At 68.0% G+C, this 6519-nt stretch carries 4 protein-coding genes; 1 reads left to right on the top strand and 3 read right to left on the bottom strand.

Features of this window, described 5'->3' with window-relative positions:
* The 3 genes from ABZ923_RS40600 to ABZ923_RS40610 all read right to left on the bottom strand — a co-directional run.
* A partial coding sequence (locus ABZ923_RS40600) for an MFS transporter (protein WP_361483240.1) occupies positions 1–1353 on the bottom strand: 1353 nt, incomplete at its 3' end.
* A gap of 103 nt (positions 1354–1456) precedes the next feature.
* Positions 1457–2539 (bottom strand): inositol-3-phosphate synthase, encoded by a 1083-nt coding sequence (locus tag ABZ923_RS40605; protein ID WP_361483243.1) that lies wholly within the window; start codon positions 2537–2539, stop codon positions 1457–1459.
* Between the two features lie 43 nt (positions 2540–2582).
* Positions 2583–3266: a helix-turn-helix transcriptional regulator gene (locus ABZ923_RS40610; RefSeq protein ID WP_361483246.1), complete on the bottom strand. Its 684-nt coding sequence runs from the start codon at positions 3264–3266 to the stop codon at positions 2583–2585.
* Between the two features lie 396 nt (positions 3267–3662).
* Between ABZ923_RS40610 and ABZ923_RS40615 the strand changes: the two genes are divergently transcribed.
* Complete coding sequence (locus tag ABZ923_RS40615; RefSeq protein WP_361483249.1) at positions 3663–6359, top strand: transglycosylase domain-containing protein; 2697 nt, start codon at positions 3663–3665, stop codon at positions 6357–6359.
* Positions 6360–6519 lie beyond the last annotated feature (160 nt).

Consider the following 6519-nt stretch of genomic DNA (forward strand, 5'->3'; position numbering starts at 1 on the left):
GTACAGAACGTCGGACTGCGTGATGGGCATGCGGTTGTCCTCCTCCTCGGTCCGCCGCGACTCGCGCCCACGATCGACGACGGGTTTCGGAAAGAGGCGCTGGGTGTGGATCAGTCCGGCGGCGATCACGCCGTAGAGGGCGGCGACGAGAATCACGAGCACCGCCGAGCGGCCGTCCGGCGGGAGCATCAGCGCCGCCACCCCCGCCGCGCCGACGAACGCGACGTTGAAGAGCACGTCGTACACGGAGAAGATCCGGCCGCGGAAGCCGTCCTCCACGCAGGCCTGGACGATGGTGTCCGTGGCGATCTTGGCGCCCTGGGTGATCAGGCCCAGAACGAAGGCCGCGACCATGAGTGGCCCGGTGGCGAACGGAAGACCCAGGGCCGGTTCCAGGACCAGGGCCGCCCCGGAGCACACCGCGATCCAGCGACCGGGGCCGAGCCGGCCCGCAGCCCAGGGCGTCACCACCGCCGCCGCGAAGAATCCCGCGCCGGACAGTGCCAGCGCCACGCCGAGCAGCCGCAGTCCTTCCTCGGGCGTGCCGGCGAGCGCGTAGCGGCAGAGCATGAGCAGCAGGACCAGCAGTGCGCCGTAGCAGAAGCGCATCAGCGTCATCGCGGCCAGAGCCGATGCCGCTTCCCTGCGCTGCGGCGCCGCCAGGTGCCGGATGGCGGCGAGCAGCTCGCGTGCCGTCTCGGCGAGCACCGTGGCCAGACGCGGGCGGGCCGGGTGCCGGTCGGGGCCGAGGAGACCGGGCGCCAGGCTCAGGGACGCGAGGCTCGCGCACCCGTACAGGCAGGCACCCGCCAGGACCACGACCGCGTCGGAACCGGAGGCCACGATCCGCACGCCGAAGGCCAGGCCCCCGCCGGCGGTCGCGGCGAGGGTGCCGGCGGTCGGGGAGAGCGAATTGGCCAGCACCAGGCGCTCGGCGTCGACGACCCGGGGCAGGGCGGCCGACAGCCCGGCGAGGACGAAGCGGTTGACCGCGGTGACGCACAGCGCGGAGGCGTAGAAGAGCCAGTCCGGGGCGTCGCCGACCATCAGGGCGGCCGTGGCCGCGGCCAGCAGGGCGCGCAGCAGATTGCCGTAGACGAAGACCTGCCGGCGGCGCCAGCGGTCCAGCAGGACTCCGGCGAAGGGGCCGACCAGGGAGTAAGGGAGCAGCAGGACCGCCATCGCGGAGGCGATCGCGGTGGCCGAGGTCTGCCTCTCAGGGGAGAAGACGACGTACGCGGCGAGTGCGACCTGGTACACGCCGTCGGCCCCCTGGGACAGCAGGCGGACGGACAGCAGGCGCCGGAAGTTCCTCAGGCGCAGCAGGACGCGCAGGTCACGGACGACGGGCATGGATCACACCCTCACACATGCGGAAGGTCCCCGGGTCGCGGAACCCGGGGACCTTCACAGCCCTGGCAGGAGCGTTCTCGTGCGAGCGGCGGCGCCGAGCGCCTTAGCGCTCGACCTCACCGCGGATGAACTTCTCGACGTTCTCGCGGGCCTCGTCGTCGAAGTACTGGACCGGCGGGGACTTCATGAAGTACGAGGACGCCGACAGGATCGGACCGCCGATGCCGCGGTCCTTGGCGATCTTCGCGGCGCGCAGGGCGTCGATGATGACACCCGCGGAGTTCGGGGAGTCCCAGACCTCGAGCTTGTACTCCAGGTTCAGCGGGACGTCACCGAAGGCACGGCCCTCGAGGCGGACGTAGGCCCACTTGCGGTCGTCCAGCCAGGCCACGTAGTCGGACGGGCCGATGTGGACGTTCTTCTCGCCGAGGTCCCGGTCGGGGATCTGGGAGGTGACGGCCTGCGTCTTGGAGATCTTCTTGGACTCCAGGCGCTCGCGCTCGAGCATGTTCTTGAAGTCCATGTTGCCGCCGACGTTCAGCTGCATCGTGCGGTCCAGGATGACACCGCGGTCCTCGAACAGCTTCGCCATGACGCGGTGCGTGATGGTGGCGCCGACCTGGGACTTGATGTCGTCACCGACGATCGGCACGCCGGCCTCGGTGAACTTGTCCGCCCACTCCTTGGTGCCGGCGATGAAGACCGGGAGGGCGTTGACGAAGGCGACCTTGGCGTCGATGGCGCACTGGGCGTAGAACTTCGCCGCGACCTCGGAGCCGACGGGCAGGTAGCAGACCAGAACGTCGACCTGCTTGTCCTTGAGGACCTGGACGACGTCGACCGGCTCCTCGGCGGACTCCTCGATGGTCTGGCGGTAGTACTTGCCGAGGCCGTCGAGGGTGTGGCCGCGCTGGACGGTGACACCGGTGCTGGGCACGTCGCAGATCTTGATGGTGTTGTTCTCGGAGGCGCCGATGGCGTCGGCGAGGTCGAGACCGACCTTCTTGGCGTCGACGTCGAACGCGGCGACGAACTCGACGTCGCGCACGTGGTAGTCACCGAACTGCACGTGCATCAGGCCGGGGACCTTGGACGCCGGGTCGGCGTCCTTGTAGTACTCGACTCCCTGCACCAGCGACGCGGCGCAGTTGCCCACGCCGACGATGGCTACGCGAACCGAACCCATTCCGGTTGCTCCCTGTGTGTACGAGTGAGGCCCTGACTGGGTCTCACGTGGCGGTGTCGCCGGGCGTATCCGTCCGGGGGGTGTCCCCGGGACGGGGCAGGCCGCCCGTCGATCCATTGGTGGTGTCCTGCTGAGCGGACCCCCCGGATGCGGAATCCTTCAGATCCCGACCGGCCCGCTCGCTCTCGATGAGCTCGTTCAGCCAGCGCACTTCGCGCTCCACGGACTCCATCCCGTGGCGCTGGAGCTCAAGTGTGTAGTCGTCGAGGCGCTCCCGGGTGCGCGCCAGGGAGGCGCGCATCTTCTCCAGACGCTCCTCCAGGCGGCTGCGCCGGCCCTCCAGGACGCGCATGCGCACATCGCGCGAGGTCTGCCCGAAGAAGGCGAACCGTGCGGCGAAGTGTTCGTCCTCGTACGCGTCGGGGCCGGTCTGCGAGAGCAGTTCCTCGAAGTGCTCCTTGCCTTCCGCGGTCAACCGGTAAACGATCTTGGCGCGTCGTCCGGCGAGCGGAGCGGCGAGGGCGTCGTCGTGGGTGTTTCCGGGCTCCTCGATCAGCCAGCCGTTGGTGACCAGCGTCTTGAGGCAGGGGTACAGCGTGCCGTAGCTGAACGCACGGAACACACCGAGTGACGTGTTGAGTCGTTTGCGCAGCTCGTAACCGTGCATCGGGGACTCCCGGAGCAGGCCGAGCACGGCGAACTCGAGGATGCCGGAGCGCCGGCTCATCGTCGCCTCCTCCCGGTCCCGCAGGTCGTTCCCGCAGGTCTCGCAGTGCCTGTCAGCGTCTTTATCTCGCGCTGATGTATCGACTCGATACATCACGACGATAGAACGGCCTCCCCCGAGCGACAAGAGGGGCGATGGTGAACGGGATCACATCACCGATTCGCAGGAGGCAACTTGCCTGTTTTGGGGTGAACTTCGTGGCTCGGCCGGTTTTGGTGGTGCGTAGTCTGTGCGGCATGCACACCACCGGGAACCGCGTGATGCCCGGGGAGCGTCGTCGTCCCCGGTGCAGTACGGGTGAATGCAGGACCGACCACATCCGTACTCCGGGGGGACCGGAAACCAGCCGCCGTTCCAGGCGCGCACGGGTGCGCCTGCCCGAGGAGTAATCGTTCGATGAGCGAGCACCGTCGCAAACCGCAGCAGCCGCAGGGAGGCGGACGTGCCGCGGCCCGACGCGGCCAGTCCGGATCGTCCCCCGGCCGCCGTGCGGCACCGCGAGGCGCCACCGGATCTCCTGCCGACTCCTATGGGTCCCCTTCCTATGGGTCGGAGGCCACGGGTCCGGGAGGCGAGGAGCGTCCCTACGGCGGCCGTGCCGAGGCCCGCCGTGCCGCACAGAAAGGCGGTCGACGCAGAACCGCCGAGAACACGCCTCCCGGCGGCCGGCGCGGCGGCCCGGGCGGGCCGACCGGGCCCGGACGCGGGCGGGGCCGCGCGACGACGGCACCCGGCAAGAAGCGTTTCATCGACTACCCCAGGGCCGGCAAGGACGGCTGGCGACGCTGGGTACCGTCCTGGAAGCTGGTCAGCGGGCTGTTCATCGGCTTCGTCGGCAGCCTGGTCGTGATGGTCGGCGTCGGCTACGCGATGGTCTCGATCCCGAACGAGAACGACGCGGCCAAGTCGCAGAACAACGTCTACTACTGGGCCGACGGCAAGCAGATGGTGGCCACGGGCACCGGGGTCAACCGGCAGAACGTCAACATCGACCAGATCCCCGAAGCGATGCGGTACGCGGTGATCTCCGCCGAGAACAAGTCCTTCTACCAGGACTCCGGCGTGGACCCCATGGGCATCGCGCGTGCCGTGGCCAACATGGCACGGGGCGGCCAGACGCAGGGTGGCTCGACGATCACCCAGCAGTATGTGAAGAACACCTACCTGAGCCAGGACCAGACGCTCACCCGCAAGTTCAAGGAGATGTTCATCTCCATCAAGGTGGGCGCGAAGCTCGACAAGAACGACATCCTGCAGGGTTACCTGAACACTTCGTACTTCGGCCGTGGTGCGTACGGCATCCAGGCGGCGGCGCAGACCTACTACGGCAAGAACGCGGTCGACCTCAAGCCGGGCGAGTGCGCCGTCCTCGCGGCGCTGCTCAAGGGCCCGACGTACTACGACCCGGCCGGCAACCAGGACCTGGACAAGTCGGCGACCCCGCAGGCCAACCTGAAGCGTTCCCAGGAGCGCTGGGCCTGGATCCTCGGCGAGATGCACAAGGACAAGCACCTCTCCGACGTCCAGTACCAGGACGCGATCAAGAAATACCCGGTGCCCGACGGCCGCAAGGCCACCAAGGGGATGACGGGGCAGATCAGCTACCTGGCCGACACGGCGAAGAAGTACGTGCTCGCCCACTCCGACATCACGGAGGCGCAGTTCGACAAGGGCGGCTACCAGATCTACACGACCTTCGACAAGAACAAGGTCAACGCGCTGGCCAAGGCCGTCAAGAGCGTCCAGAAGGAGCGTCTCGACCCGAAGCACCGGGACCTGGACAAGTACGTCCAGTTCGGTGCGGCCTCGGTGAAGCCCAAGGACGGAAGGATCGTCGCCCTGTACGGCGGTGACGGCTACGAGAACGGACACTTCACCAACAACGCGGACACCTCCGGTGTCCCCGTGGGTTCGACCTGGAAGCCGTTCGTGCTCGCCGCCGCCATGCAGTACGGCACGTACAAGTCCGAGGGTGAGGGTGTCTCCCCGCTGAGCAAGTACAACGGCAACGACCATCTCAAGGTCTTCAAGCCGGACGGGTCGTACTACCTCAACAAGAACAACACGCCCTTCTACCAGAACAACGAGGGTCCCAAGCCCTGGGGGTACATCAGCCTGCGCAAGGCGATGGAGCAGTCCGTCAACACGCCGTTCGTCCAGCTCGGCGTCGATGTGGGGATGACACACGTCCGGGACGTGGCCAAGGCGGCCGGCATTCTCCCCCAGAGCATGTCGCAGAACCTCAACCCGTCCTTCGCCATCGGTACGTCGACGCCCAGCGCCATTCGCATGGCCGACGCCTATGCGACGTTCGCCGCCTCCGGCAAGCAGGCCGACCCCTACTCCGTGACCGCCGTGAAGACCAACGGCGTGGACGCGCCCAGCTTCGTCAAGCCGAAGCCCGCTCCCCAGCAGGCGCTGGACGCGGACATCGCCAACAACGTGACGGATGTCCTGGAGAACGTGATCCAGAACGGTACGGGTCAGAAGGCCAGGGCCCTCGGCCGTACGGCGGCGGGCAAGACCGGTACCACCGACGAGAACAAGTCGGCCTGGTTCGTCGGCTACACCCAGCAGCTGTCGACCTCTGTGGCGATGTTCCGTGAGAACCCCAAGGACCACAAGCTGCTGTCCATGAACGGAACGGCCGGTGTGGACTCGATCCACGGTGGTGACATCCCGACGCTGGTGTGGACCGAGTACATGAAGGACGCGCTCAAGGGAACGAACGACCTCGGCTTCCCGGACGCCACCGAGATCGGAACGGTCCAGAACGAGGCGGGCGCCCCCTCCCCGACCCCGAGCGTCACCATCACGCCGAGCAAGACGCCGAGCGCAACGCCGAGCCCGTCGCCGAGCCAGACGACCACCACGCCGTCTCCGTCGCCGAGCGAGTCCTGCCAGTTCGGCAGCTGGGACCCGAACTGCGACGGGAACGGCAACGGCAATGGAAACGGCAACGGAGGCGTGGACACGGGCGGTGTCGACGGAGGCGGAGGCACGTCACCGACGCCGACGGTCACGGACACGACCGGGACGGGCACCACCCGAGGAAACGGCAACGGGGGCTTCTTCGGAGGCCAGACGGGTTAGCCCGGTGATCCGACCGGTTGGCGACCATATCGCCCGCCAGGGGTGTTTCACGTGAAACATGGGCCGCCGCACCTGCCAGGTGCGGCGGCCCGCGGTTTTTTGCCAGGCGGGTTCGGCAGGATGTGCCCCCAGCCCCGGGCAGAGATGAGATCGGAAGAGC

The organism is Streptomyces sp. NPDC046881 (assembly GCF_040645015.1).
Classification (GTDB): domain Bacteria; phylum Actinomycetota; class Actinomycetes; order Streptomycetales; family Streptomycetaceae; genus Streptomyces.

Excerpts from the sequence above, each read along its gene's own strand:
- ABZ923_RS40615 (WP_361483249.1), top strand. The coding sequence starts at position 3,663 with ATGAGCGAGCACCGTCGCAAACCGCAGCAGCCGCAGGGAGGCGGACGT.
- ABZ923_RS40605 (WP_361483243.1), bottom strand. The coding sequence starts at position 2,539 with ATGGGTTCGGTTCGCGTAGCCATCGTCGGCGTGGGCAACTGCGCCGCG.
- ABZ923_RS40610 (WP_361483246.1), bottom strand. The coding sequence starts at position 3,266 with ATGAGCCGGCGCTCCGGCATCCTCGAGTTCGCCGTGCTCGGCCTGCTC.